This is a genomic window from Streptomyces sp. NBC_01463, from assembly GCA_036227345.1.
GTDB lineage: Bacteria > Actinomycetota > Actinomycetes > Streptomycetales > Streptomycetaceae > Streptomyces.
Genome location: CP109468.1, coordinates 5,319,640 through 5,344,336, shown reverse-complemented (window position 1 = coordinate 5,344,336; position 24,697 = coordinate 5,319,640). Strand labels below are relative to the sequence as shown.

Annotated in this window: 17 protein-coding genes and 1 tRNA gene; 10 read left to right on the top strand and 8 right to left on the bottom strand. The window is 71.5% G+C overall.

Annotated elements, in window-relative coordinates:
• Positions 1-35: 35 nt before the first annotated feature.
• From mfd to OG521_23730, 3 genes are all read right to left on the bottom strand, one after another.
• A complete protein-coding gene (mfd, locus tag OG521_23740) occupies positions 36-3,566 on the bottom strand; it encodes a transcription-repair coupling factor (protein WUW23621.1) in 3,531 nt (1,176 codons plus the stop codon).
• Positions 3,567-3,809: 243 nt separating this feature from the next.
• Positions 3,810-6,389 (bottom strand): FtsX-like permease family protein, encoded by a 2,580-nt coding sequence (locus tag OG521_23735; GenBank protein WUW23620.1) that lies wholly within the window; start codon positions 6,387-6,389, stop codon positions 3,810-3,812.
• Entirely contained in the window at positions 6,386-7,174 is a 789-nt protein-coding gene (locus OG521_23730; protein ID WUW23619.1) for an ABC transporter ATP-binding protein, read from the bottom strand. The genes OG521_23735 and OG521_23730 overlap by 4 nt, the downstream gene beginning before the upstream one ends.
• Positions 7,175-7,554: 380 nt before the next feature.
• On the opposite strand from OG521_23730, the gene OG521_23725 reads away from it, so the two are divergent.
• The 3 genes from OG521_23725 (at position 7,555) to OG521_23715 (ending at position 11,368) form a co-directional block, all read left to right on the top strand.
• Positions 7,555-9,171, top strand: coding sequence for an MFS transporter (locus OG521_23725; protein ID WUW23618.1), 1,617 nt, complete (start codon positions 7,555-7,557; stop codon positions 9,169-9,171).
• Between the two features lie 146 nt (positions 9,172-9,317).
• Complete coding sequence (locus OG521_23720; protein ID WUW23617.1) at positions 9,318-9,752, top strand: DUF485 domain-containing protein; 435 nt, start codon at positions 9,318-9,320, stop codon at positions 9,750-9,752.
• Positions 9,749-11,368, top strand: coding sequence for a cation acetate symporter (locus OG521_23715; GenBank protein WUW23616.1), 1,620 nt, complete (start codon positions 9,749-9,751; stop codon positions 11,366-11,368). Before OG521_23720 ends, OG521_23715 begins: the two co-directional genes overlap by 4 nt.
• 73 nt (positions 11,369-11,441) lie before the next feature.
• On the opposite strand, the gene OG521_23710 is transcribed toward OG521_23715, so the two are convergent.
• Positions 11,442-12,899, bottom strand: coding sequence for an MFS transporter (locus tag OG521_23710; GenBank protein WUW23615.1), 1,458 nt, complete (start codon positions 12,897-12,899; stop codon positions 11,442-11,444).
• Positions 12,900-13,072: 173 nt separating this feature from the next.
• On the opposite strand from OG521_23710, the gene OG521_23705 reads away from it, so the two are divergent.
• The gene (locus OG521_23705) at positions 13,073-13,528 is read left to right on the top strand and encodes a MarR family transcriptional regulator (GenBank protein WUW23614.1); all 456 of its coding nucleotides are present in this window, start codon (positions 13,073-13,075) and stop codon (positions 13,526-13,528) included.
• Positions 13,529-13,568: 40 nt separating this feature from the next.
• Here OG521_23705 and OG521_23700 read toward each other — a convergent pair whose 3' ends face one another.
• The 3 genes from OG521_23700 to OG521_23690 all read right to left on the bottom strand — a co-directional run bounded on the left by OG521_23700 (position 13,569) and on the right by OG521_23690 (position 18,036).
• Positions 13,569-14,462, bottom strand: coding sequence for a DivIVA domain-containing protein (locus OG521_23700; protein WUW23613.1), 894 nt, complete (start codon positions 14,460-14,462; stop codon positions 13,569-13,571).
• A 194-nt stretch (positions 14,463-14,656) separates the two neighbouring features.
• On the bottom strand, positions 14,657-17,053 hold the full coding sequence (locus OG521_23695; protein WUW23612.1) for an SUKH-4 family immunity protein: 2,397 nt from the start codon (positions 17,051-17,053) through the stop codon (positions 14,657-14,659).
• Positions 17,054-17,058: 5 nt separating this feature from the next.
• Positions 17,059-18,036 carry an SMI1/KNR4 family protein gene (locus OG521_23690; protein WUW23611.1) on the bottom strand — a complete coding sequence of 326 codons (978 nt, stop codon included), beginning with the start codon at positions 18,034-18,036 and terminating at the stop codon, positions 17,059-17,061.
• Between the two features lie 304 nt (positions 18,037-18,340).
• Between OG521_23690 and OG521_23685 the strand changes: the two genes are divergently transcribed.
• On the top strand, positions 18,341-18,874 hold the full coding sequence (locus OG521_23685; protein WUW23610.1) for a YwqJ-related putative deaminase: 534 nt from the start codon (positions 18,341-18,343) through the stop codon (positions 18,872-18,874).
• 8 nt (positions 18,875-18,882) lie between these two features.
• Positions 18,883-19,416 (top strand): SUKH-3 domain-containing protein, encoded by a 534-nt coding sequence (locus OG521_23680; protein WUW23609.1) that lies wholly within the window; start codon positions 18,883-18,885, stop codon positions 19,414-19,416.
• Between the two features lie 95 nt (positions 19,417-19,511).
• Here OG521_23680 and OG521_23675 read toward each other — a convergent pair whose 3' ends face one another.
• Complete coding sequence (locus tag OG521_23675; protein WUW23608.1) at positions 19,512-20,813, bottom strand: histidine kinase; 1,302 nt, start codon at positions 20,811-20,813, stop codon at positions 19,512-19,514.
• Between the two features lie 155 nt (positions 20,814-20,968).
• Between OG521_23675 and OG521_23670 the strand changes: the two genes are divergently transcribed.
• From OG521_23670 to OG521_23655, 4 genes are all read left to right on the top strand, one after another.
• On the top strand, positions 20,969-21,838 hold the full coding sequence (locus OG521_23670) for a hypothetical protein (protein ID WUW23607.1): 870 nt from the start codon (positions 20,969-20,971) through the stop codon (positions 21,836-21,838).
• A gap of 11 nt (positions 21,839-21,849) precedes the next feature.
• A tRNA-Gln gene (locus tag OG521_23665) sits at positions 21,850-21,920 on the top strand.
• 108 nt (positions 21,921-22,028) lie between these two features.
• Entirely contained in the window at positions 22,029-23,477 is a 1,449-nt protein-coding gene (gene glmU / locus OG521_23660; GenBank protein WUW23606.1) for a bifunctional UDP-N-acetylglucosamine diphosphorylase/glucosamine-1-phosphate N-acetyltransferase GlmU, read from the top strand.
• A 120-nt stretch (positions 23,478-23,597) separates the two neighbouring features.
• Positions 23,598-24,572, top strand: coding sequence for a ribose-phosphate diphosphokinase (locus tag OG521_23655; GenBank protein WUW23605.1), 975 nt, complete (start codon positions 23,598-23,600; stop codon positions 24,570-24,572).
• Positions 24,573-24,697: the final 125 nt, after the last annotated feature.

Here is a 24,697-nt window from a genome sequence, read left to right as displayed (position 1 = left end):
CTCTCACGTTCCTGGACTCCGCGGCGGCCGTCCGCTCACGACCCGAGGATCGTCGTCAGGAACTCCCCCGTCCAGGACAGCAGTTCGCGTCCCACGACCGGCTTTCCGCCGATCCTGCCGCCGGTGGGCCGGGGCACCAGGATCTGGTGCAGAGCGGGCTTGATGATCGTCTTCGGGTACAGGCGCTTCAGACGCAGCTCCTGCGACTCGCGCAGCTCCACCGGCGCGAAGCGGATGTTCGACCCCTGGAGCACGATGTCGCCGACGCCGCAGGCGCGGGCCAGCATGCGCAGACCGGCCACCAGGAGGAGGTTCTCGACCGGCTCCGGAAGCTTGCCGTAGCGGTCGGTGAGCTCCTCGCGGACCGCCCTGATGTCCTCCTCCGACGAGGCCGAGGCGATGGAGCGGTAGGCCTGGAGGCGCAGCCGCTCGCCGGGGGCGTAGTCGTGCGGGACGTGCGCGTCGACCGGGAGCTCGATCTTGACCTCCAGCGGCGGCTCCTCCTCGACGCCGCCTTCGAGGGAGGCCCGGTAGTCCGCGACCGCCTCGCCGACCATGCGCACGTAGAGGTCGAAGCCGACGCCCGCGATGTGACCGGACTGCTCGCCGCCCAGGAGGTTGCCCGCGCCGCGGATCTCCAGGTCCTTCATGGCGACGTACATGCCGGCGCCCATCTCGGTGTGCTGGGCGATCGTGGCGAGGCGTTCGTGCGCGGTCTCGGTGAGCGGCTTCTCCGGCGGGTAGAGGAAGTAGGCGTAGCCGCGGTCGCGGCCGCGGCCGACGCGGCCGCGCAGCTGGTGGAGCTGGGAGAGGCCGAAGTTGTCGCCGCGCTCCACGATCAGGGTGTTGGCGTTGGAGATGTCGATGCCGGACTCGACGATCGTGGTGGAGACCAGCACGTCGAACTTCTTCTCCCAGAAGTCCACCACGACCTGTTCCAGGGCCTGTTCGGACATCTGGCCGTGGGCGGTCGCGATCCGGGCCTCCGGGACGATCTCGCGCAGGCGGGCGGCGGCGCGGTCGATCGACTCGACGCGGTTGTGGATGTAGAACGCCTGGCCCTCGCGGAGCAGTTCGCGGCGGATGGCCGCGCCGATCTGCTTCTCCTCGTACGGTCCGACGAAGGTGAGGACCGGGTGGCGCTCCTCGGGCGGGGTGGTGATGGTCGACATCTCGCGGATGCCGGTGACCGCCATTTCGAGCGTACGGGGGATGGGCGTCGCGGACATGGTGAGGACGTCCACGTTGGCGCGGAGCTTCTTCAGCTGCTCCTTGTGCTCGACGCCGAAGCGCTGTTCCTCGTCGACGATGACCAGGCCCAGGTCCTTGAACTTCGTCTCGGAGGAGAAGAGGCGGTGGGTGCCGATGACCAGGTCGACGGAGCCCTCGCGCAGGCCCTCGATCGTCGCCTTCGACTCGGACTCGGACTGGAAGCGGCTCAGCGCCCGTACGTTGACGGGGAACTGGGAGTAGCGCTCGGTGAACGTGCCGAAGTGCTGCTGGACGAGGAGCGTCGTGGGGACCAGGACGGCGACCTGCTTGCCGTCCTGGACCGCCTTGAAGGCCGCCCGGACCGCGATCTCCGTCTTGCCGTAGCCGACGTCGCCGCAGATCAGCCGGTCCATGGGGACGGACTTCTCCATGTCCTCCTTGACCTCGGCGATGGTGGTGAGCTGGTCGGGCGTCTCCGCGTACGGGAAGGCGTCCTCCAGTTCGCGCTGCCAGGGGGTGTCCGGGCCGAAGACGTGGCCGGGGGCCGCCATCCGGGCCGAGTAGAGCTTGATCAGGTCGGCGGCGATCTCCTTGACGGCCTTCTTGGCGCGCGCCTTCGTCTTCGTCCAGTCGGCGCCGCCGAGCCGGTGCAGGGTGGGGGCCTCGCCGCCGACGTACTTGGTGACCTGTTCCAGCTGGTCGGTCGGGATGTACAGCCGGTCGCCGGGCTGGCCGCGCTTGGCGGGGGCGTACTCGACGAGGAGGTACTCGCGGGTGGCGCCCTGCACCGTGCGCTGCACCATCTCGATGTAGCGGCCCACGCCGTGCTGCTCGTGGACGATGTAGTCGCCCGTCTCCAGCGTCAGCGGGTCGATGGTCTTCCTGCGGCGGGCCGGCATCCGGCCCAGGTCCTTGGTGGCGGTGCGCTGGCCGGTGAGGTCGGTCTCGGTGAGGACGGCGAGCTTCAGCTCCGCGTCGACGAAGCCGTGGTCGATGGCGCCGCAGGAGACGTGGACGAGGGACGGGGAGATCTCGCCGAGGTCCGCGTCGAGCCGGGCCGGGATGCCTTCACCGCTCAGCACCTCGACGGTGCGGGAGGCGAGCCCCTGGCCCTCGGTGACGTACACCGTGCGCCAGCCGTCGGACAGCCAGCCCTTGGTGTCGGCGAGCGCGCGGGCGGTGTCGCCGCGGTACGCCTCCGGGGCGTGCATCCGGAGCTTGAGGGTGTCGTCGTCGAGCTCCTCGTCCGCGGCGAACGGGGATACCGACCACCACATCATCTCCAGCTCGCGCGCGTGGTCGCGGACGTCCGCGATGCCGCGCAGCGAGGCCGCGCCGACGTCGATCGGGGCCTCGCCGCCGCCTGCGGTGGCCGCCCAGGACGCCTCCAGGAACTCCTGGCTGGTGGCGACCAGGTCGGCGGCCCGGGTACGGACCCGCTCGGGGTCGCAGACCACGGCCATGGACCCCTTGGGCAGGACGTCGATCAGCAGTTCCATGTCGTCGACGAGGACCGGGGCGAGGGACTCCATGCCCTCGACCGCGATGCCCTCGGCGATCTTGTTGAGGAGTTCGCCCAGCTCGGGGTGGGCCTCGGCGAGTGCGGCGGCCCGCTCGCGGACGTCGTCGGTCAGCAGCAGCTCGCGGCAGGGCGGCGCCCACAGCCCGTGCTCGGCGATCTCCAGCGACCGCTGGTCGGCGATCTTGAAGTAGCGGATCTCCTCGACGTCGTCGCCCCAGAACTCCACCCGCAGCGGGTGCTCCTCGGTCGGCGGGAAGACGTCCAGGATGCCGCCGCGGACGGCGAACTCGCCGCGCTTCTCGACCAGTTCGACCCGGGAGTACGCGGCTGCCGCGAGCGCCTCGACGGTCCTGCCGAGGTCCGCGCTCTGCCCGATCCGCAGCGCCACGGGCTCCAGGTCGCCGAGCCCCTTGACCTGCGGCTGAAGCACGGAACGGATCGGCGCGACGACGACGGAGACCGGCCCGGTCTCGGGGTCGTCCTGCCGCGGGTGCGCCAGGCGCCGCAGCACGGCCAGCCGGCGGCCCACGGTGTCGGAGCGGGGCGAGAGCCGCTCGTGCGGCAGCGTCTCCCAGGACGGGAACTCCGCGATCGTGTCCGGTGGCAGCAGGGTGCGCAGCGCGGCGGCCAGGTCCTCGGCCTCGCGCCCGGTCGCGGTGACGGCGAGCACGGTCCGGCCGGCGTCCCGGGCGAGCGCGGCCACGGCGAAGGGCCGGGCGGCGGGCGGACCCACCAGGTCGATGTGCATCCGGTGGCCGTCCCCGGCGGCCTTCACCGCTTCGGACAGCGCCGGGTCATGTACGACGACATCCAGCAGACCGTGCAGGCTCATGAAGGGCTTCCGTCCGGGTAAGGAGGGCGAGGGCTGACAGCCGGCTGCTGCCAGGGGCAACGCGAAGGGCCCGACACGTCAGACGGGCCGGGGGTGTCTCCAGCGTACGACTCCGAGGAGGCGGCCGCGCCCGCAACCGGGGCGCGCGCCGCGCCGCGGCGGGCGCACGAACGAAATCCGGCTCCGGGGCGTTTGGAGGAACGCCCCGGAGCCGGAACCGTCATTCTATGCGGACCGCCCGTCTCACCCGTCCGTGGCGATGGCGTTCAGGACGTTCATCCGTCCTGCCCGGAAGGCCGGGACCAGGGCCGCGAAGAGTCCGACGAAGGCCGAGGCGACGAACACCGTGATGATCGTCGGCCACGGGATCTCCAGGACGCCGAGACCCTCCAGGGCCAGCAGCTTCTGGGCCGAGGTGCCCCAGCCCATGCCCAGGCCGAGGCCGAGCAAAGCGCCGAACAGGGCGATGACCACGGACTCCAGCCGGATCATCCGGCGCAGCTGGCGGCGGGAGAGGCCGATGGCGCGCATCAGGCCGATCTCGCGGGTCCGCTCGACGACCGAGAGAGCCAGGGTGTTCACGACGCCGAGGACGGCGACGATGATCGCCAGCGCGAGCAGGCCGTAGACGATGTTCAGCAGCTGGCCGATCTGGTCCTTCAGCTCCTGCTTGAAGTCGGCCTGATTCTGCACCTTGTACTGCGGGTACGCGTCGAGCGAGCTCTTGAGGGCGGCGTAGGCCTCCTTCTCCTTGCCGTCCTGCGCCTTGGCGAACATGATCATGTTCTTGGGCATCTTGTCGGCGGGGACGTACCGCTCGGCGGTCGAGGTGTTCAGGTACATCGCGCCCTGGTCCACGCTCGTGTCGTCCGAGGTGATCGCGGCGACCTTCAGCTTCGCGGTCTCGCCCGCCTTGAACGCGACGGTGATCGTGTCACCGACCTTGATGCCGTGCGCGGTGGCGTAGTCGCCGCCGACCGACATGGCGTCCTTGCCGTAGGCCGCGGGCAGGTCGCCGGCGACCGTCTTGCGCCGCAGGTCCTGCGGGTAGGTCGGGTCGGCGGCGGTGACGTCCTCGTCCGTCGTCGAGCCGTCGGGGTTGGTGAGCTTCGCGCCGAGGACCTTGTAGTTCGTGACGTGCTCGATGCCGGGTGCCGTCGTCAGCGCCTTCGCGGCCTGCGGCACGATCAGCTGGCCGGTCGACGACTGGACGATGAAGTCCGCGCCCACCGACTTGTCGAGCTCGTCGGTGGCCGAGGCGACCATGGAGGAGCCGACCACCGACAGGCAGGCCACCAGGGCCAGGCCGATCATCAGGGCCGCGCCGGTCGCGCCGGTGCGGCGCGGGTTGCGCAGGGCGTTGCGCTCGGCGAGCCGGCCGACGGGGCCGAAGAACCTGAGGACGACGACGCTGAGCGCCCGGACGACGACGCCGGCGAGCAGCGGGCCGATCACGATGAATCCGACGAGGCTGAGGACCACGCCCAGGCCGAGGAAGAGCGAACCGTCGCTCGCCTCGTCCACCCGCGTCGTCGCCCACAGGGCCACCGCGCCGCCGCCGGTGAGGACCAGGCCGATGCCGGCCCGGATCCAGCCGGACTTGGTGTCCGCCGGGGTTCCGGCGTCGCGCAGGGCGGCCATCGGGGAGACCTTGCCGGCCCGGCGGGCCGGGATGTAGGCGGCCAGGACGGTGACGATGATGCCGAGCGCGAGGCCGATGGCGGGGGTGGTCCAGGCGATGGTGAGGTCGTCGGTGGACAGCTCCATGCCGATGGCGCCCATGATCTTCATCAGCCCGACGGCCAGGCCGACGCCGGCGGCGACGCCGAGGATCGATCCGACGATGCCGAGGAGTACCGCTTCGAGCAGCACCGACCGGTTGACCTGCTTGCGGCTGGAGCCGATGGCCCGCATCAGGCCGATCTCGCGGGTCCGCTGGGCGACCAGCATCGAGAAGGTGTTGACGATCAGGAAGATGCCGACGAGGAAGGCGATGCCGGCGAAGCCGAGCATGGCGTACTTCATCACGTCGAGGAAGGAGCCCATGGAGTCCTTGTTGGACGCCGCCGCCTCCTTCTGGGTCTGCACCTTGTACGCGGCCGGGCCGTCCAGGGCCGTGGTCACGTTCTGCTTCAACTGGGTGTCGCTGACGCCGGTTTCGGCGGTGACGGAGATCTGGGTGAAGACGCCGGGGCTGCCGAGCAGCTTCTGCTGGGCGGTGGCCGTGTCGAGGTAGACGATGGCCGCGCCCGGGTTGGTGACCTTGAAGGCGGCGATGCCGCTGATCCTCGCCCTGATGTCGCCGGTGACGGCGATGGTGCGCAGTTCGTCACCGATCTTCAGGTGGTGCTTGTCCGCGGTGTCGGCGTCGACCATCACCTCGGTCGGGCCGCGCGGGGCGTGGCCGGAGGTGATCTCCATGGAACGCAGGTCGTTCTGCGTCCAGTTGCCCGCGATCGTGGGGGCTCCGGTCTCGGAGCCCATGTTCTTGTTGTGGCTGTCGACGACCGTGACCGCCATGCTGGAGACGGCGCCCTCGGCCTTCTTCACCCCGGCGGCCTTCTCGACCCGGGCGACGACGGAGGCGGGCAGCGATTCGGGCTTGCCGTTCTCGGGGGTGTCGTCGGCCTTGGCCGTCTTCGGGCTGACGGTGACATCGGCCGACGTCGCGGCGAAGAGCTTGTCGAACGTGGTGTTCATCGTGTCGGTGAAGACGAGCGTGCCGCACACGAACGCCACCGACAGCAGGACGGCGACCGCGGAGAGCGCCATGCGTCCCTTGTGCGCGAAGAAGTTGCGCATCGAGGTCTTCCAGACGGTCATGACGTCCGCCCGCGCGCGTCGAAGTCCTTCATGCGGTCCAGCACCTGGTCGGCGGTCGGGTTGAGCATCTCGTCGACGATCCGCCCGTCCGCGAGGTACAGCACACGGTCGGCGTAGGACGCGGCGACCGGGTCGTGGGTGACCATGACGATGGTCTGGCCGAGCTCGTCGACGGACTTGCGCAGGAAGTTCAGCACCTCGGCGCCGGCCCGCGAGTCCAGGTTCCCGGTCGGCTCGTCACCGAAGATGATCTCCGGCTGGGCGGCGAGCGCCCGGGCGACGGCGACGCGCTGCTGCTGGCCGCCGGAGAGCTCGGTCGGCCGGTGCTTGAGGCGCTCGGCGAGACCGACGGTCTCCACGACCTGCCGCAGCCAGGCGGCGTCGGGCTTGCGGCCCGCGATGTCCATCGGCAGCGTGATGTTCTCCAGGGCGTTGAGCGTCGGCAGCAGGTTGAACGCCTGGAAGATGAAGCCGATGCGGTCGCGGCGCAGCTGGGTGAGCTTCTTGTCCTTGAGGCCGGTGATCTCGGTCTCGGCCAGGTGGATCTGACCGGAGGTCACGGTGTCCAGGCCGGCGAGGCAGTGCATCAGCGTCGACTTGCCGGAGCCGGACGGGCCCATGATCGCCGTGAACTGGCCGCGTGCGATGTCGACGTCGACGTGGTCGAGAGCGACGACGCGGGTCTCGCCGACCCCGTACGCCTTGACGACCTGCCGCGCCCGCGCAGCCACGGCCGTACGCCCTCCAGTGCCCCCGTGCCTGGGAATGGTTACAGCCGTTGTCACGGTTTTTCTCCTATGTCGGTCGGCGACGGGTAGTCGCCGTCTGCTGTGAAGTCTGGTCGGTGGAGGGGGTCCGGCGCGCTGGTGCCCAGCGCAGTCTTCGGGTGGGGTTTTCCCCACCCCTCCCCCTGTGGTCCGCCGCAATCGCGGTGCATGACAACGCTACGGAGCGGGCGGGGCCGGGCACGTCCTCCGCCGGGAGGAACGGCCCCTGGCCACAAGTAGGGAGCGCCCCCTAGGGGTCTGGTCCCCCGGGTGGAGGGTCTTCTCGGGGGCTGCGCCCAAGGGTCCACACCCGGGGGTGGAGGACCGGTTCCGGCACATCCGGCGTCCGCGGCGGCTGCCCACCGGGAGCCGCAGGTGAGACAGTGTCCGGCACATACATGCATAGGGAAGGAATCCTGGTGGGCGGCGCGGGCGGCGGCACGGAAGCGATATCGGGGGCCGGGGCGGGCCCCGCCCTCTCCCCCGCGGCGCCCCGCCGGCGCGGTCCCGTCGTCGCGGCGCTGATGCTGTGCATGGCCCTGTCGGCCATCGACGGCACCATCGTGTCCACCGCGGTCCCGCAGATCGTCGGCGATCTGGGCGGGCTCTCGGTCTTCTCCTGGCTCTTCTCCGGCTATCTGCTGGCCGTGACCGTGACCCTGCCGGTGTACGGGAAGCTTTCCGACACCTTCGGCCGCAAGCCGGTCCTGATCGCCGGCGTGATCTTCTTCCTGATCGGTTCGGTGCTGTGCGCCGCCGCGTGGAACATGGCGGCGCTGATCGCCTTCCGGGTCGTCCAGGGCATCGGCGGCGGCGCCCTCCAGGGCACGGTGCAGACCATCGCGGCGGACCTCTACCCGCTGAAGGAACGGCCCAGGATCCAGGCCAGGCTGTCCACCGTCTGGGCCACCTCGGCGGTCGCGGGGCCGGTGGTCGGCGGGCTGTTCGCGGTGTACGCGGACTGGCGCTGGATCTTCCTGGTCAACCTGCCGGTCGGGGCGCTCGCCCTCCTGCTCGTCGTCCGCCATCTCCACGAGCCGTCCCGCACCCGCCGCGCGGCCGGCGCACCCCGTCCCCGTATCGACTGGGCGGGCTCCCTCGCCGTCTTCGCGACCGGCGCCCTGCTGCTGACCGCGCTGGTGCAGGGCGGGGTGGCCTGGCCGTGGCTGTCGGCGCCCTCGCTCGGGCTGCTGGGCGCGACCGCCGTGCTGGCCGCGCTGACCGTGTTCATCGAACGGCGGGCCGCCGAACCGGTCATCCCCGGCTGGGTGTGGCGGCGCCGCACGATCGTCTCGGTCAATCTGGCCCTGGGGGCGATGGGGCTGCTGATGGTCGCGCCGACCGTCTTCCTGCCGACGTACGCGCAGTCGGTGCTGGGTCTCGGGCCGATCGCCGCCGGGTTCGTGCTCTCGGTGATGACGCTGAGCTGGCCGGTGTCGGCGGCGTTCTCCAACCGGGTCTACAACCGCATCGGCTTCCGCCGCACGGCGATCACCGGCATGAGCGGCGCCCTGCTGGTGCTGCTCGCCTTCCCGCTGCTGCCGTATCCGGGCGAGGCCTGGCAGCCCGCCCTGATCATGCTGCTGCTCGGCGCCGCGCTCGGGCTGTTCCAGCTGCCGCTGATCGTGGGCGTCCAGTCGACGGTCGGCTGGTCCGAGCGCGGTACGACGACGGCCTCCGTGCTCTTCTGCCGTCAGCTGGGCCAGAGCATCGGCGCCGCGCTGTTCGGCGCCGTCGCCAACGGGGTGCTGGCGTCCCGCCTCGCCGACGCCCCGGTGGCGGGGCTGCCGGCCGACGTGGACGCGGTCTCGCACGCGCTGGCGGACCCGGGCGCGCTGACGGACGCGGCGACGGACTACCTGCGGCGGGCCGTCGACGCCGCTGTCGACCAGGTCTACATCGGGGCCGCCGCGGCCGCCGCCGTCGCCCTCCTGGTCCTGGTCTTCGTGGCCCCGCGCCGCTTCCCGATCCTCACCGAGGAGCCCGAGAGCGCTCCCGTACCGCCACTCGACTAGACAACTGGCGCGTTACCCGCGGTAGTTCGGTACGCACTCTCCTCAACCGCCATACCCGCGAGTAACGTTCACGCTCCTACAGCGCACCCGCGCTTCTGCCTTGCAGCCCGTCCCCGGGCCCGAGCCATGCAAGGAGCGGCACCGCCATGTCGTACGACCCCCCGCACCCACCGACCCACTTCCACCGGCCTTCCTACGCACCCCCGCAGCAGCCCGACTACCTGCTGCCCTGGCAGAGTTCGGCGCCCGCGCCACCGCCCCGCAGGACCGCCCCGCCCACCACGCCCGTACCCGCTCCCGGGCACCACAGCGATCTGCGCCGGCTGCGCACCGCGTACCGCCTGCTGCGGCGCACCGCCGCCCTCACCGCCCTCGGCTACTTCACCCTCTTCCTGCTGCTGTCCGGCTTCGCCCCGGAGCTCATGGGCCGCACCATCGGCGGCGGCCTCACCACCGGGCTCGCGCTGGGCCTGTGCCAGCTCCCGGTGACCTTCCTCGCGATCGCCCTGTACGAGCGGATCGCGCGGCGGACCGTCGACCCGATCGCCGCGGAACTGCGCCGGACGGGAGCCCGCCGATGAACGGATTCGACGAGTCGGCCCAGACGATGTCCCTCGTCGCCTTCATCGCGGTGGCCACCGTGACGCTGCTGCTCTGCGTCATGACCGGGCCCGACCGCGACGACCTCGACGAGTTCTACACCGGCTACCGCTCGCTCTCACCGGGCCGTGGCGGCCTCGCCATCGCCGGTGACTACCTCTCCGCCGCCACCGTCCTCGGCACCACCGGAGTCATCGCCCTCACCGGCTACGACGGCCTCGTGCTCGCCCTGAGCACCGCGCTCTCGCTCGTCCTGCTGATGTTCCTGCTGGCCGAACCGCTGCGCAACGCGGGCCGGTTCACCATGGGCGACATGCTCACCCGCCGCGCCCCCGGCCGCGCGGTCCGGATCGCCGCCGGCGCGGTGACCCTCGCCGCACTCGTCCCGCTCATGGTCGTCCAGCTCGCCGGCAGCGGCGACCTGCTCGCGTTTATCCTGGGCTTCGACGGCTCGGGGTTCCGTACCGGATGCATCGTCACGCTCGGCATCGTGATGATCGGTTACGCCGCGATCGGCGGGATGAAGGGCACCGCCCTCATCCACATCGTCAAGACCGTGGTCCTCCTCGGCGCCTGCCTCACGGTCGCCGTGCTGGTCATGAACCGGTTCGACTGGGACACCGGCGCCCTGCTGGCCGCGGCCCGGCGCGGCAGCGGCGCCGGGAGCGCCTATCTGCGCTCCGGGCTCCAGTTCGGGGGCAACGGCGCCGACATGGTCAGCTCCGAACTCACCGTCGTACTCGGCGGCGCCTGCCTGCCCCACATAACCATGCGCATGTCCAGCGCGCGCAGCGCACCGGACGTCCGCCGCTCGATGTCCTGGGCCGTCTCGGTCGTCGTCACGCTGTGCCTGCTGCTCACCGTCATCGGGGTCGGCGCGGCCGCACTCGTCGGCCGTGAACTCATCACCGCCGCGGGCCCCCAGGGCAACAGCGCGATCCTCCAGGCCACCGGGGCGGTCGCCGGCGGCGGCGAGGCCGGGGCGCTCGTCGTCACGGCCATGACCACCGCGATCTTCCTGACCCTGCTCGCCTCCGTCGCCGGCATGATCCTGGCCTGCGCCAACTCCCTGGCCCACGACCTGTTCGCCCATGGACTGCACGGCATGCGCGACCCCGGCAAGGCTCCCGTCAGCGCCCGCACCGAGATCGGCACCGCTCAGGCCGGGGCCGTCGGGGTGGGGCTGCTCACCATCGCGCTCGCCGTACCGGCCCGGCACTGGAACCTCCAGGCCCTGGTCGCGCTCTCGTTCTGCATCGGCGCCTCGGCCCTGGCCCCGGCGCTCGTCTACAGCATGTTCTGGCGGCGCTTCACCCGTACCGGACTGCTCTGCACCCTCATCGGCGGCACCGTGTCGGTCCTGGTCCTGATCACCGGCACCGATCTGGTCTCCGGAACGCCCGCCGCCGTCTTCCCCGCCCACGACTTCAACTGGTTCCCGCTCACCACCACCGGCCTCGTCTCCATCCCGGCCGGCTTCCTGGCCGGGTGGCTGGGCACGGTGCTCGGCCGCCGCACCGCCGCCGAGGAACGCCGGATGTACGAGGCGCAGGAGCCGTGGATCCTGGCGGGCGCGCCCCCGGCGCGGCGCGGCTGAGCCCGGACGCGGAACTGCCCGGTTCCGGCCCCCGCAAGGGCCGGAACCGGGCAGTGCCCGTCCGTGGTCCTGCTCAGCCCTTGGCCGCGGCCACCTCCGGCGATGCGGCCGCGTCGGCCTTCTCGCCGCCGGCGGTGGACCCGCGCACGGCCGGGATGAACGCCGAGATCATCACGGCGATGAGGGCGACACCGCAGCCGAACATCAGGCCGGTACGGAACCCGGCCTCGGAGGTGAAGGTGAAGCCGCCCGACTCCGAGGTCATCTGGGCGAGGATCGCGCCGATGACGGCGGCGCCGATCGACGTGCCGAGCGCGCGCATGAGGGTGTTGAACCCGTTGGCGGCGGCCGTCTCGGACACCGGGACCGAGCTCATGATCAGGGCGGGCATCGCCCCGTAGGCGAGGCCGACACCGCTGCTGCTGACCATGAGGAACAGCATCAGCCCCCAGGCGGAGCCCATGAGGACGATGCCGAGGCCGTAGGCGGCGGCGATGACCAGCACACCGCAGATCAGCGTGAACTTCGGGCCGCGGGCGTCGGTGAGCTTCCCGCCGAACGGGGAGACGATCATCATCATGATGCCGCCGGGAGCCATCCACAGGCCCGCCTGGAGCATCGACTGGCCCAGGCCGTAGCCGGTGGCCTCGGGGAACTGCAGCAGCTGCGGCGCGATCAGCATGCCGGCGTACATGCCGAAGCCGACGAAGAGCGACGCGAGGTTGGTGATGAGCACACGGGGGCGGGCCGTGGTGCGCAGGTCGACCAGCGGGTCCCTGGTCCGCAGCTCCCAGAACCCCCAGGCGACGAGCACGACGACGGAGGCCGCGAACAGGCCGACGGTCGTCGTGGAGCCCCAGCCCCACTCGGCGCCCTTGGAGACGGCGAGGAGCAGGCAGACCAGGCCGGCGGCCAGACCGAGTGCGCCGGGCACGTCGAAGCGCTGCCCCTTGGCGGCGGCCGGTACGTCCGGGACGAGGAACCAGATCAGGGCGAAGATGACGGCGGCCAGCGCGGCGGAGCCCCAGAAGAGCACCCGCCAGTTCGCGTACTGGGCGACCGCCGACGCGATCGGCAGGCCGAGCGCGCCGCCGATACCGAGGGAGGCGCTGACGAGCGCGATGGAGGAGCTCAGCTTCTCCTTCGGCACCACGTCCCGCAGCAGGGCGATGCCGAGCGGCACCATCCCCATGCCCATGCCCTGGAGGCCCCGTCCGACGATCATCGGGACGACGGTGGACGAGAGGGCGCACACCACCGAACCCACCATCAGCGGCACCGCGCACACCAGCAGCATCCGGCGCTTGCCCAGCAGGTCACCCAGCCTCCCGGAGACCGGCACGCAGACGGCCGAGACCAGCAGGGTGGCGGTGATCACCCAGGCCGCGTTGGAGGACGTCGTGTCCAGAAGCTGCGGCAGCTCGGCGATGAGCGGCGTGACCAGCGTCTGCATGACCGCCGCCACGGTGCCGGCGAAGGCCAGCGTGGCGACCACACCGCCTGATCTGGCGGTCGGCTGGGGGGCATCCATGAGGAGGAACTCCTTGGGGTCGTGGTCCCGTCCACCGGGACAGCGACGTGCATCGTACATGTCGAATGTGTCATGCATACCATGTGTCCCGTGCACATTGCATGAGAGCATGAGCCGCCGTTTCAGAAACCGATGCGCGACCGACCCCGGCGCGGGAGCAGGAGGCCGCAGACATGGCCAGGCCCACGGAAGAAGTGGAGTACGAGCAGATGCTGCTCGGGCGCCACAGCCTCGCCGACCACCGGGGCGGACGCCACAAGTACGCACTCCTGGACCGCAGCGCCTACATCCTGCTGAGCCGCCTCCGCGTGCAGGGCCCCATGTCCAACGGCGAACTGAGCGACGCCTTCGGCCTCGACGCCTCCACCCTCAACCGCCAGACCGCCGCCGTGACCCGCGCCGGACTCGCCCAGCGCATCGCCGACCCCGACGGCGGCATGGCACGCAAGTTCCGCATCACCGAACAGGGCGCGGGGCTCCTCGACGCGGAACGCGAACGCGTCGTGCGGTCACTGGACCAGGTCATGCACGACTGGCCGGACGACGACATCGCCGCCTTCGCCGGCTACCTCAAACGCTTCAACAGCAGCATCGAGGAACTCTCCAAGCGCCCCTGGCCCCGCCCCTGACACCCGGCACGGACGCCGGCGGCAGGGCGCCGGACCGGTCCTAGTCCTCCGCCGGGGCCACCCGCCCGGTGAGCGCCGCGAGGGAATGGCGTACGTGCGCCATGTGCGCCTGCACGTCCTCGCGGCCCTCCTCGTGCTCCCGCAGGATCCGCTCCGTCTCCCGCACCACACGCTCCTCGCGCACCCGGGCCTCGGCGATCAGCTCCCCGCCCCGCGCCTCGGCGTCCTCCTGCCGGTGCCGCGCGGCCTCCTCCGCCTCCGCCAGCGCGCGCCGCGCGGCCGCCAGCCCGGCCTCCGCCCGCCCGGTCAGCTCCGCGTGCTCCGCCGACTGCGCCGCATCGGCGTCCGCCAGCTCCTGCCCGGCACCCTTCCAGCGCTCGCTGTGCTCCTGCTCCTGATGGGCCAGCACACTCGCGGTACGGCTCCGGGTCGCCGCCATCGCGGCCTCCGCGTCCTCGCGCGCCTGCGCCGCCTCCAGCCGGGCCGCCGCCAGCTCCTCACCGGCCGCACCCTCGGCCTCGGCCAGCACCCGCGCGGCATGTTCCTCGGCGGCCGAACGCATCGCCTCCGCGTCCGTCCGGGCGGACTCCCGCAGCGCCCGCGCCGCCGCGTCCACCTCGTCCCGCAGCGCCTGCGACTCGTCCTGGGCCGCGGACCGGACGGTCTCCGACTCGCCCTCGGCGAGCGCCAGGATCTGCTGCGCCCGCTCCCCCAACGACGCGTAGTCCTGCGGCGCCAGCGCGGCGACGGCCTCGTCCAGCCGGGCCGACTCGGCCACCAGCCGCTCCGCCAGCTCCGTCAGCCGCGCCACCTGCTCGATGGCCCCGTCCCGCTCCGCCGACAGCGCGGCCACCGTGCGGTCCACCTGCTCCGGGCGGTAACCACGGCCGCGCACACCGACGAAGCCGTGCGCGGACACCGGTGCAGAACTCATCCTTGACGCCTCTTTCCGACTCTCCGACCAACGAGCATTACGTCAAGGATGCGGCAATTGGCCAAGAAGTCTGAATCGATTCGCTGCTTTCAGGACGGAAGCGACCGGCATCACAGACCGCACAAGAGGCGTGGCGCCCCTTCCCCCACAGGGAAGGAGCGCCACGCCCCGGAGTACCGCGCCCGACCGGAAGGTCAGATCAGCCCGTCCCACATCTGCTCCAGCAGCACCGACCACCAGCTCTCCGGCGACGCCAGCGCCGCCGGGTCCAGCGCCACCAACTGCGCCTGGAAGTCGACCGTCCAACGGCCCGCCTGCTCAGGATTCAGCCCGAACCGCAGCCGCCACATCCGGCCCAGCAGCGCCATCGACCGGGTGAACTCCGGCAGCCCCGTGTTCACGAACTGCGGCGGCACCGGCTGCCCGCCCGGACCCGCCTCCACCGGCACGGCCACGATGTGCGCCGTCCCGTACTGCACACAGATCGCCCGGCCGAAGTCGGAGCCCATCACGAGGTACGACCCCGCGTCGGAAGCCGGCTGCACCTGGCGCTGCGCGGCCAGCTCCGCCAGCGTCGGCACCACCGGCTGACCCGGCTGCGCCCAGAAGAACGGCCCGAAGTCGGCGGGCAGACCCGCCCACACCAGCGTCCGCGCCACGATCTCCGGCACACCCTGCCGGGACACGGCACGCTGGTCGAAGCGCAACACGCCCTGCGGCCCGAAGGTCTGCAGCATCTCCTCGGCCAGCACCTCCGGCGGCACCGCCATCGCCGGCGGCATCTGCGGCAGCGGGGCACGCACCGGCGCCGGCCGCGCAGGACCGTCCGCGACCTGGTGCAGCTCGCCCTGATGCGTCAGCAGATGCTGCATGCCCTGCTGCCGGCTCGCGTGATCGGTGCCGTACGGAGCGACACTCGTGATCCGCACCTGCGGCCAGGTCTCCCGGATCATCCGGGCACAGTAACCACCCGGCAGCTCGCACGACTCCAGCTCCGTGTGCAGCTCGATGACCTGCTGCGGCGGCACGTTCATCGCCCGCAGCTCGTGCAGCATCTGCCACTCGGGGTGCGGGGTACCGGGCGCCGAGCGGCGGATCAGCTGCTGCTCACTGCCGTCCGGCGCGCGGTAGCGCAGCACCGCCTGGTACCCGGGACCGACGGTCGGCTGACCGGCCGGAGCCTGCGGATACCCGTACGCCGCGGGCGGCGGGGTGTGGCCGGGCGGCGGCACCGGACCGGGCCGACCGCCCATCGGCGCACCGGGCGGACCCGGCGGCCCGGGCGGCTGCGGAGCCGAGGGGCCGGACTGAGCGGGACCCGCGAGCATCGTCGCCGCATGGTGCACACCACCGCCGGGCGGACCGGGAGGCGGCGTCGAACCGGGCGGCGGGGGCGGCTGCGGCGCACCCGGGGCCCCGGGCGGACCGGGCGGCTGCGGAGCTCCGGGAACCCCGGGCGGACCGGGCGGCTGCGGGGCCACCGGCCCGATCGAGCCCGAGTCGGCGAACATCGTCGCCGCATGGTGCACATCGCCACCGGGCGGAGGCGTCGGCGCACCGGGCGGCTGCGGGGCCCCGGGCGGGCCCAGCTGCGACACCAGCTGCGTCGGCACATAGCCGCCCGCCGGAGCACCGGGCGCACCCGGACCCGACGGCGGCGGCAGCGGCGCACCCGGCCGGGCACCCGGCGTACCGGGAGCACCCGGCGGCGGCGGGGTCGTCGAACCGCCACCGCGCGCACCACGCGGCGGCACGACCGCCTTGCTGGTCGCCTCGTCCGAGATGTCACCCGACCCACGGCCACCGGTGCTGTGCTGCGGAGGGCCGTTCGGCCCCGGGACCGGCGCCGGCGCGGACGGCGCGGACGGCGCCGCGTGACCCTGCGGGCGCAGCCCCGGCGCGATCGCCGTCGCGGGCAGCTGGCTGCCCCCGGACATCAGCGCGGTCGGAGCGTCCGCCGCGACCACGCGCGGCGGCTCGCCCTCGTCGTCCGCACCCGAGAGCGGCGGCGCGAACACCGTCGCCGGCAGCCCCACCTCACCCTCGTCGGAACCCGCGTTGGTGTCGGTGCCCGCCCACGGCGTGGCCCCGACGGGCGGCTGCGGCGCGGACGCCGGAACCGCCGCACGGGACGTCGGCTCGTACCCGGCGGGCGGGGCCGGCGGTACGGGAGCGGCCGGCGGAGGCGTCTGCCCGGCCCCCTCCGCACGCCGGTCCGGAATACCGAGCTTGTCCGCCGCCTCCTGGAGCCACTCCGGCGGGCTCAACAGGAACGACGTCTGATTCAGATCGATGCGCTGCGGCGGCTCCGGAGCGGACGGCGCCCCGTCAGGAGCCCCGTACTCCTCCTCGTACCGCCGTATCACCTCACCCACCGGCAGCCCCGGCCACAACGTCGCCTCGCCGCTGTCCCGGGCGATCACCAGCCGCTGCCGGCCACCGTCCGACACCGGGCCCTCGGCACGGTCCTCGGCCCACACCACGAAACCCAGCTCGAACTCACGCACCCGCACCTCCCGGTGCTGGTACGCCGGAACGTCACCGTTGACCCACTCGTCCGCACGCTCCTGCGCCTGCGCAAAGGTCACCATCGCGCTCACCCCTCCACCGGGACGGCACGCGCGAAGCCACCGTCCACCATCAGGTTCGCCACCGTCTCCAGCTCCGGCGGATTGCCCGCAAGACGCTGCAGGAACGCGTCGAAGTCCGCACCGCACGGCAGCAGCAGCCGCTCCACGCGCTCCTGGACACTCCAGCCGTCCCGGTCACGCGCGTCGTCGTACGCGCAGAACCACACCGAACCGATGCCCTCGCCCCGGACCTTCATCGCGAGAATGCCGCCCTGGACGAAACCGACCCCCAGGTAGTCCTTGGTCAGATGGTCCCGCAAGCACTTGTTGACGTACACCAGGTCATTGACCGCGGCCTCTTCACGCACCGTGAAGAACGGCTGGTCGACCAGCAGCCCCAGCTCCGCGTCGAGCGCCGCACCCACCGGGGCCGAACCGCCCGCCGCCTTCAGGAACGCACGGTACGCACCGGGCAGCCGGTAGCCGAGATCCTCCTCGACCCCCTGGATCTGCTGCTCGCTCACCGACACGGCGCCCTTCGGCAGCCGGAAGTGCGCGGGCCGGGTCTCCTGCAGCGGACGCGTACCCCGCTTGTCCTGGTCCACCGCGGTCGTCGCCAGACCACCGTGATGCCGCAGCAGCGCCTTCACCTCGACCGGGACCAGCTCCATCCGCCGGCCGCCCGGCACGTGGTGCCACGTCCAGCCGTGCGGGGTGGCCACCGCCGGAATCGTGTCCCACAGCTCGTGGCCACTGGCCGCCAGCGCCGCGTTCGCCGACACGTAGTCCGTGAGCCGCAGCTCGTCCACACCGAAGCCCTGCGGAGGCTCGGCGATCTCGGCGGCGGCGCGCGCGTACGGCGCGAACTCCGGACAGCCGTTCCCGTCCATACGCACACCTCTGGGGTGGCGGGACGCCCGGACCGGATCCGGGAAGTGCACGAGCTGCCCGGCGTAGGCCGCGTTCGGTGGCGCGGCTTGCTGCCCGAGCCGACCTGTCGTCATGGCGGTTGCCCCCTGCTGCGTCTGGCTGATGAGGACCGACCTGCCCAAGGGGGCGGTCCAGGCACAGCCTATGCGGTGACCCCGGAACGGGTCCCGCCGCTGGCCCCCACAGCCACAACCGTCACCAACCGTCACAACGGAGTGACGGACGAGCGACAACAGGGCCACTGTCGCGCGACACGCAGACACGTTTCACCGACCCAGCTTTCACAGGACCCGACACATTTGGCAGGCTGTCACCCGCATACACGGGGGCGTGCACATTCGGCAGCAGCCGCTGCGGGCACGGGAGGGACACAGCACCATGCACACCGCACACTCTGCACAGACCGTCACCACCGGGGACCCACGACTCAGCTGGAGCAGCACCGAAGCCGGCCACACCCCCCGGCTGACCCACCGCCGCGACGGCATCCTGCCCGCGGTGGCCGCGGCGCTGTCCGTACGCGGCGAAACGCTCACCTGCACCGCCGGCAAGGGCGACCAGCCGCCCGTCCTGCACCACCTCGTCCAGGACTTCCTCGACACCCTCCCCAGCGGTCAGCGCGAACGCTTCACCGGCCGCTGCCCCGAAGCCATACTGCTCTCCCGCCACCTCACCGCCGCCGAATCCGGCCGGTCCAAGCGGGCCCAGCGCAAGCCCCTCACCAACGGCGAGGCCCGGCGGGCCCTCAAGCACGCCCGCCTCACCGCACGCCGCATCCGCGAGGACGGCGACCCGCTGCACGGCAGCTACGCGGCACCCTGCCGCTCCTGCTCCGTCATGCTCGCCCACTTCGGCGTACGTCCCGTCGACCTCACCACGGGCGGAACGACCACCACCGCCGAGAAGGGCTGACCGCCCCCATGCACGACCGCACCGACCTACCCGGACAGGCGGGCCCGGCCGACCGGGACCGCCACGCCACCACCCGCTTCCCCGTCGCCGTCGACGCCGCCCTGCGCACCGCCGGCTGGCAGCCCGGACGCTGGGACATCCGCCAGGCCGAGGAATGGGCCGACGCCCTGCGCTCGCACGCCTCCCCCGCCGGACACCAGCACGCCGTCTTCCCCGCGGCCGTCGAGGCCTGGGCCGAATTCGGCGGCCTCCACATCACCGCCACCGCACCCGGCCGGCAGATCGCACCGGCGGCGGTCCGCATCGACCCCCTCAGCGGCCTCCACCTCGCCCGCACCCTCGGCGACCTGGGCCGCGCCCTGGAAACCGAAGTCGCCCCCCTCGGCGAGGAGGGCGACGGACAGGCGGTGCTCGCCATCGACACCGAAGGACGCGTCTACAGCGTCGACCACACCGGCGACTGGTACCTCGGCCCGGACATCGACAGCGCCCTCGCCACCCTCGTCACCGGCGTCCAGCCGGAACGCCTGGTCTCGGGCTGAGACGTCGAGGCGCTGGGACATCGAGGCGCCAGGACTCCGGGACCGGCCGGGCCCCAACGCCGCGCCGGGGCCCGGCCCAGGCCCGTCACTCCCTACTACGCCGCACCGACGTCGGGCAGCACCGCCGACACCCGGAAACCGCCCGCGTCGGTCGGACCCGACACGAAGACACCCCCCAGACCGAGCACCCGCTCCCGCATGCCGATCAGCCCGTTGCCCCCGCTGGGCAGCCCGGCATCGGCCGTCCCCGCGTCCGAAGGACCGTTCTCCACCTGCATCGCGACCTCGGAGCCCCGGTGCGCGAGACGCACCCACGTCTTCGCGCCCGCCGCGTGCTTGTGCACGTTCGTCAGGGCCTCCTGCACCACCCGGTAGGCGGTCTGCTCGACCTCCGGCGCATACGGACGCGCCTCGCCCTCCACCGAAAGCTCCACCGTCATCCCCGCCGCCCGCGACTCCCCCACGAGCGTCTCCATCTCGTCCAGCCGCGGCCCGTCCTCCGGCTGGACCGGGGCCACCCGGCCCACCGAGGCCAGCGGCACCTTCGTCACCCGGGCCACCATCGGCTCCCCGGTGCGCAGCACACCGAGCATCTCGCGCAGCTCCGTCAGCGCCTGCCGCCCCATGTCCCCGACCAGCGCGGCATTGCGCACCGCCTTCGCCGGATCCTTCGGCGCCACCGCCTGCAGCGCCGCCGCGTGGACCACCATCAGGCTCACCCGGTGCGCCACCACGTCGTGCATCTCCCGCGCGATCCGGGTCCGCTCCTCCGTACGCGCCCACTCGGCCCGCTCCTCGGCCCGGTCCGCGAGCAGCGACAGCTCCCGCTCCAGCGAGTCCGCCCGCTCCCGCAGGCTCTCCATCAGCCGGCGTCTGGCCCCTATGTACAGGCCGAACAGCACCGGCGGCGCGGTGAGCCCGACCGCCATGAAGAGGGACAGCATCGGCACGTACCAGTCGCCGGGACCGAAGTCCGCGTTGGCGTTGACCCCCTGCCGCAGCCGTACGTAGGTGACGATGAACGTCCCCACCAGCGACATGCTCATCAGTACGGCGGTGATCCGGCGCGGCACCTCGGACGCGGCCAGCGTGTACAGACCGACCAGGCCCATCAGGAAGCCCATCTCGGCCGGCGTCGTCGCGATCGACACCAGCACCACGGCGATCGGCCACTTCCGGCGCACCAGCAGCACGGAACCGGCGAACAGCCCGAACACCACCCCCAGCGGCACCGGCAGCCCGGTGTCCCCCGCGAAATCCACCCCTTCCAACGCACACTCCAGCGCCGATACCAGCGCCAGTCCCACATCCAGTGCGACACTCCGTCGCCGTTCCCACCACCAGTAGCCGCGGGTGGTCGGTCCCGCCGCTTCCCGGTCTGCCCCCGTTGCGGTCATGGCATCCAGCGTACGGGCGGGCGCACCTCATTTTCGGGTGACCTGCGCAGCACGTCGGACTGTCGAACGGATTCGAATCATGTGCTCATCACCCGATCCGGTGAGTGCGCACCGATCCCTCGGCGGACGTCCGCATTCCGGACGACGATCACCGTATGACGGATGAACTCATGAAATGCACCGACTTCGAGGCCCTGCGAGAGCAGGCCGTCGCCCTGCGCCGGGACGGCCTCAGCCGCCGCCAGATCCGCGATCGGCTCAAGGTCCACAACAACGTCCTCCTGAACCGCCTACTGGAGGGCGAGCCCGCACCGGAGTGGACGAAGCGCCCCAACGCCAAGGACGAACTGCGAGCCAGGGCGCGGGAGCTGCGGCAGGAGGGGATGACGTACGACCGGATCCAGGTGGAGCTGGGGTGCTCGAAGAGCTCGATCTCACTGTGGGTGCGGGACCTCCCCAGGCCACCGCGGCGCAGCCGGGAGGAAGCCTCCGCCATCGCCCGGCGCGGCTGGGACGCAACACTGCACAGGCGCGAGACCGAGCGCCGACGGACGAGGGAGGCGGCCCGTCAGGAGACCGCCTCCCTGACCGACCGCGAGCTGTTCCTGGCAGGCGTGGCGCTCTATTGGGCGGAGGGGTCCAAATCCAAGCCCCACCGCCGGTCGGAGCGCGTCTCCTTCATCAACAGCGATCCCGATGTGATCGGGGTCTTCCTCGCCTGGCTGCGCCTGCTCGACGTCACGCCCGAGCGGCTCAAGTTCCATGTGAACATCCATGAGACCGCGGACGTCGCCGAAGCCGAACGCTTCTGGGTGGAGCACACGGGCGCCGACCGCTCACGGTTCGGCAAGACGACGCTGAAGAAGCACCGCCCCGCCACCGTCCGGAAGAACATCGGTGAAAACTACCGAGGTTGCCTTGCGATCCATGTACTACAAAGTGCTGATCTTTACCGTCGCATTGAGGGCTGGTGGTACGGCATAGTAGGTGCTGCACTTTCGCCCGAACCGAAAATTCGGACATAAAGACAAAACTATCCCGGGTCGTCTAAAGGCAGGACAAATGGTTTTGGTCCATTGAATGAGGGTTCGATTCCTTCCCCGGGAGCCCTTGTCGCGGGCCCCGACCTCACCGGTCGGGGCCCGCACTCATGTCCGGCTCAGCACCCCCCGGTATCCTGCGGATGTCCACCACCCGAAGCCGAAGGGCATATCCGTGAGCTCCGTACGCCCGGCAGCCGTCGTCGTCCTCGCAGCGGGTGAGGGCACCCGCATGAAGTCGAAGACCCCCAAGGTCCTGCACGAGATCTCCGGGCGTTCGCTCGTCGGACATGTCGTCGCGGCCTCCCGCGAGCTGGAACCGCAGCACCTCGTCGTGGTCGTCGGCCACGCGAGCGAGCACGTCACCGCTCACCTCACCGCCGCGGACGCCCAGGTGCGCACCGCCTACCAGGCCGAGCAGAAGGGCACCGGGAACGCGGTGCGCGTCGCGCTCGACGAGCTGGGCGGGACCGTCGAGGGCACCGTGATCGTCGTCTGCGGCGACACCCCGCTGCTGTCCGGCGAGACGCTGTCCGCGCTCGCCGCCACCCACACCGCCGACGGCAACGCCGTCACCGTGCTGAGCGCCGAGGTCCCCGACTCCACCGGCTACGGCCGGATCGTGCGCGACGCGGCGACCGGCTCGGTCACCGAGATCGTCGAGCACAAGGACGCCACCGACGCGCAGCGCGCGATCCGGGAGATCAACTCCGGGGTGTTCGCGTTCGACGGGCAGCTGCTCACGGACGCGCTCGGCAAGGTCCGCACCGACAACAGCCAGGGCGAGGAGTACCTCACCGATGTGCTGTCGATCCTGCGCGAGGCGGGGCACCGGGTCGGCGCCTCGGTCGCCGGGGACCACCGGGAGATCCTCGGGATCAACAACCGGGTACAGCTGGCCGAGGCCCGCCGGCTGCTGAACCAGCGGCTGCTGGAGCGGGCGATGACCGCCGGGGTGACCGTCGTGGATCCGGCGTCGACGCTGATCGACGTGACCGTGACGTTCGAGCGGGACGCGATCGTGCACCCGGGTACGCAGCTGCTGGGTGCCACGCACCTCGCGGAGGACGCCGAGGTCGGCCCGAACACCCGGCTGACGGACACCGTCGTGCACGCGGGTGCGCGGGTGGACAACGCGGTGGCGTACAGCGCCGAGATCGGCCCGGGCGCCTCGGTCGGCCCGTTCGCGTATCTGCGGCCGGGGACGCGGATGGGCGCGAAGTCCAAGGCCGGTACGTACGTGGAGATGAAGAACGCGACGATCGGCGAGGGCACGAAGGTTCCCCACCTGTCGTACGTCGGCGACGCGACCATCGGCGACCACACCAACATCGGTGCCGCGAGCGTCTTCGTGAACTACGACGGCGTGGCCAAGCACCACACGACGATCGGCTCGCACTGCCGGACCGGTTCGGACAATATGTTTGTGGCGCCCGTCACGGTCGGGGACGGTGTCTACACCGCGGCCGGCTCGGTCATCACCAAGGACGTGCCCTCCGGTTCGCTGGCCGTGGCCCGTGGCCAGCAAAGGAATATCGAGGGTTGGGTGGCCCGGAAGCGTCCGGGCAGCGCGGCCGCGCAGGCGGCTCAGGCCGCGGTGGAGGACACCGCCGGCGAAAGCTGACCGGAAACAGGTGCGTCGCGCACGGCGTACCGTGATAGATGCTCACCCCATTTCGGCTGGCTCGTTGCACATCGGGACATCTGCGTGCAGCGCCAGGAACACGTCTGAGGAGACTGTGCTGTGACCGGGATCAAGACGACCGGCGAGAAGAAACTGATGTTCTTCTCCGGCCGCGCCCACCCCGAGCTGGCCGAGGAGGTTGCGCACCAGCTGGGTGTCGGCCTCGTGCCGACGAAGGCCTTCGATTTCGCCAACGGTGAGATCTACGTCCGCTTCCAGGAGTCCGCCCGCGGCGCCGACTGCTTCCTGATCCAGAGCCACACGGCTCCGATCAACAAGTGGATCATGGAGCAGCTCATCATGCTGGACGCGCTGAAGCGCGCGTCGGCCCGCTCCATCACGGTGATCGTGCCGTTCTACGGCTACGCCCGCCAGGACAAGAAGCACCGCGGTCGCGAGCCGATCTCGGCGCGGCTGATCGCGGACCTGATGAAGACGGCGGGTGCGGACCGCATCCTCACCGTCGACCTGCACACGGACCAGATCCAGGGCTTCTTCGACGGTCCGGTCGACCATCTCTTCGCGCTGCCGATCCTGGCCGACTACGTCGGCGCGAAGGTCGACCGCTCGAAGCTGACGATCGTCTCGCCGGACGCCGGCCGGGTCCGTGTCGCCGACCGCTGGTGCGACCGTCTGGACGCGCCGCTGGCGATCGTGCACAAGCGCCGCGACAAGGACGTCCCGAACCAGGTCAGCGTCCACGAGGTCGTGGGCAACGTCGAGGGCCGGGTCTGTGTCCTGGTCGACGACATGATCGACACGGGTGGCACGATCTGTGCCGCCGCGGACGCCCTGTTCGCGCACGGTGCCGAGGACGTCATAGTGACGGCGACGCACGGTGTGCTCTCGGGTCCGGCCGCGGACCGGCTGAAGAACTCGAAGGTCAGCGAGTTCGTGTTCACGGACACCCTGCCGACCCCGGGCGAGCTGGAGCTCGACAAGATCACGGTGCTGTCGATCGCGCCGACGATCGCGCGTGCGGTGCGCGAGGTCTTCGAGGACGGTTCGGTCACGAGCCTCTTCGAGGAGCAGTAGGCACTTCCCCGTAGGCCTCTCCCCTCCGGGGAAGGTCACGGAAGATCCACTTTGGGCGCGGCCTCCCCGCCGGGTAGACTCAGCGAGTTGCTCGGCGAGGGAGGCCGTACTCATAGGTACGGCGG

Bases quoted from the DNA above. Each gene is read 5' to 3' on its own strand.
- mfd (WUW23621.1), bottom strand. From the start codon at position 3,566: ATGAGCCTGCACGGTCTGCTGGATGTCGTCGTACATGACCCGGCGCTG.
- OG521_23735 (WUW23620.1), bottom strand. From the start codon at position 6,389: ATGACCGTCTGGAAGACCTCGATGCGCAACTTCTTCGCGCACAAGGGA.
- OG521_23725 (WUW23618.1), top strand. From the start codon at position 7,555: ATGCATAGGGAAGGAATCCTGGTGGGCGGCGCGGGCGGCGGCACGGAA.
- OG521_23720 (WUW23617.1), top strand. From the start codon at position 9,318: ATGTCGTACGACCCCCCGCACCCACCGACCCACTTCCACCGGCCTTCC.
- OG521_23715 (WUW23616.1), top strand. From the start codon at position 9,749: ATGAACGGATTCGACGAGTCGGCCCAGACGATGTCCCTCGTCGCCTTC.
- OG521_23710 (WUW23615.1), bottom strand. From the start codon at position 12,899: ATGGATGCCCCCCAGCCGACCGCCAGATCAGGCGGTGTGGTCGCCACG.
- OG521_23705 (WUW23614.1), top strand. From the start codon at position 13,073: ATGGCCAGGCCCACGGAAGAAGTGGAGTACGAGCAGATGCTGCTCGGG.
- OG521_23700 (WUW23613.1), bottom strand. From the start codon at position 14,462: ATGAGTTCTGCACCGGTGTCCGCGCACGGCTTCGTCGGTGTGCGCGGC.
- OG521_23695 (WUW23612.1), bottom strand. From the start codon at position 17,053: ATGGTGACCTTTGCGCAGGCGCAGGAGCGTGCGGACGAGTGGGTCAAC.
- OG521_23690 (WUW23611.1), bottom strand. From the start codon at position 18,036: ATGACGACAGGTCGGCTCGGGCAGCAAGCCGCGCCACCGAACGCGGCC.
- OG521_23685 (WUW23610.1), top strand. From the start codon at position 18,341: ATGCACACCGCACACTCTGCACAGACCGTCACCACCGGGGACCCACGA.
- OG521_23680 (WUW23609.1), top strand. From the start codon at position 18,883: ATGCACGACCGCACCGACCTACCCGGACAGGCGGGCCCGGCCGACCGG.
- OG521_23675 (WUW23608.1), bottom strand. From the start codon at position 20,813: ATGACCGCAACGGGGGCAGACCGGGAAGCGGCGGGACCGACCACCCGC.
- OG521_23670 (WUW23607.1), top strand. From the start codon at position 20,969: ATGACGGATGAACTCATGAAATGCACCGACTTCGAGGCCCTGCGAGAG.